Source organism: Gordonia sp. 852002-50816_SCH5313054-c (assembly GCF_001665925.1).
Lineage (GTDB): Bacteria > Actinomycetota > Actinomycetes > Mycobacteriales > Mycobacteriaceae > Gordonia > Gordonia jacobaea.
In genome coordinates, this window is the sequence record NZ_LZTE01000008.1 from 1 (window position 1) to 1,934 (window position 1,934).

Consider the following 1,934-nt stretch of genomic DNA (forward strand, 5'->3'; position numbering starts at 1 on the left):
CCCACCTCACCTAGACCGCAACAGCAAGCACACAAAAATCAGGAGTCACGTTCTTACACAAACATCTTGACAAGCTCACCACCGACCCGCGCCGCGGTGACGCCGCCTTTGATCAATCCGCCTTCGAGGCCGCTTCCACTCACTAGGACAGCGTGCCAGCCGATCACCGCGCACCTCGGATATACGACCGCCGCGTGTCACCGGGGAGGACTCGCACGGCGTACAGTCCGTGGCCGACAGAGCGACCAAGTTACTTCTTGTCCCTCGGGTACCGTCCACATTCGCGCAGATGCTTTGGCTGGGTGGGGCCGGTTGGAGTTCGAAGAGCAGCTGGACGCCCACCAGGATGGTCGGCTTGCTCACGGCCACTCCCGACGATGCCATCGGGCCGAGATCGACATGTATGGCCCGCTGGTTGGCGCCGCCCGTTTCACCCAGCTACCCACTCGCAGAGGTCGGCCGCGATCCTGCAACCGCACGTTCTGGGCCGAATCATTCTCATTCTGAACCAGTACTTGCACTGCCCTCCAGGTGAATCTACCGGTCAGAAATGCTGCTGGTGCAAATCGTTGCGCAACTGGTTCATCTTCCCTGCATCTCGACAACACAGGTGACGTGGACCGAGGGCTTTCCCGCGTCGATGAGGACAGTGCACTTGAATGGTTGGCGTGGCCGCGCCTTACGCGGTCGCTCGGTTTGCCGTTGGGTGAGCGTTGTGAGGTTCGGTGTGGGGTCTATCCCCATTGCGTCGAGACGTGAAGATCGTCGACGGGCTCCCGGGATGACAACTCATCGCTAGAAGACAACCTGAACGGGAGGTGCGATGCGGGCGAGTAGCCGGGGACAGACGGGAGCTGTAGGTCAAACTGCAGTCACCGGGCAGTTCGAGAAGTTGGGATGGGGGGTTGCTCCCAACCCGACGCAGCATGATCTAGGTACGGATTTGTGGCTTCAAGCTCGTGATGACCGCGGGTTCGATCTGGGTGCTCTCGTGGGCGCACAAGTGAAGTCGGGGCCGTCGTGGTTCCAGCATCCGTCGAGCGGTAGGGATGGTTTGCCGCCGGGTTGGTGGTTCCGGGATTCGGACGACCGGCATGCCCAGTATTGGACCAACCACCGGGTGCCTCATCTGCTCGTTCTGCACGACACCGACTGCGACCGGTCTTATTGGGTTCATGTGACAGCGGATGCCATCATCTCGACGGGCAATGGCGTGAAAATCCATGTTCCCGAATCGAATACGGTTGACGGGGGACATTACGACGATCTTGTACGCGTCGCTGTGGGTAACCGCGAGGGTTACCAATGGGAAGGGAGTGCCTGGCGCGGAGGCGCTACGGTGTCGCGGTCAGATCGACTCCGTTACGCACTGCTCACACCCCGATTGATCGCTCCGCATCCAAATCTTTCCGTCAGTGAGCTCAGCCCCGAATCAGCCTTGGCGTTGCTGGTCAAAATGCGGCTCCACGATCTCGATTCCACCAATCCGCGCGAGACCAAGGTTCCGTCCATAGAGGAAGCACAGTCCTCGGATGAGTGGGCATGGCAACTGTATGCGGCCACGTACGGCGTGGTTGTCGATGGCGATGGTACGGAGGCCTTGTCGCTTCTGATTGATACGGCTGGCTCTCCGTTCGAGCGGGCCGCCGCGGCGTCGATCGCTTGCGCGTTGCTCGTCGAACGAGGCGAGCCGGACCGAGCCCTGGAGCTGGCGTCGCAGGTGGTAGAGGGTGACGATTGTGAGCCGGCCGATCATGCCTGGCTGCTGACTCATATCGCGCGATGCTTCGCCGAACTCGGTCGATTCGAGGAGGCATCCGAAAAGGCACTGAAGGTGCAGAGCATGCAGGGTTTGCCGGCTCTTCGAAGTTAGCCGGGCACTGCTCAGCAGTGGAATTGCTGGTTGTTGGCCCGCTGGGCGCGGGTGCAGTGGA

Annotated in this window: 1 protein-coding gene; it reads left to right on the forward strand. The window is 60.9% G+C overall.

Annotated elements, in window-relative coordinates:
- The first annotated feature begins 823 nt into the window (after positions 1 to 823).
- Positions 824 to 1,873, forward strand: a complete 1,050-nt coding sequence (locus A5788_RS00315) for a DUF4365 domain-containing protein (RefSeq protein ID WP_082937862.1) — start codon at positions 824 to 826, stop codon at positions 1,871 to 1,873.
- Positions 1,874 to 1,934 lie beyond the last annotated feature (61 nt).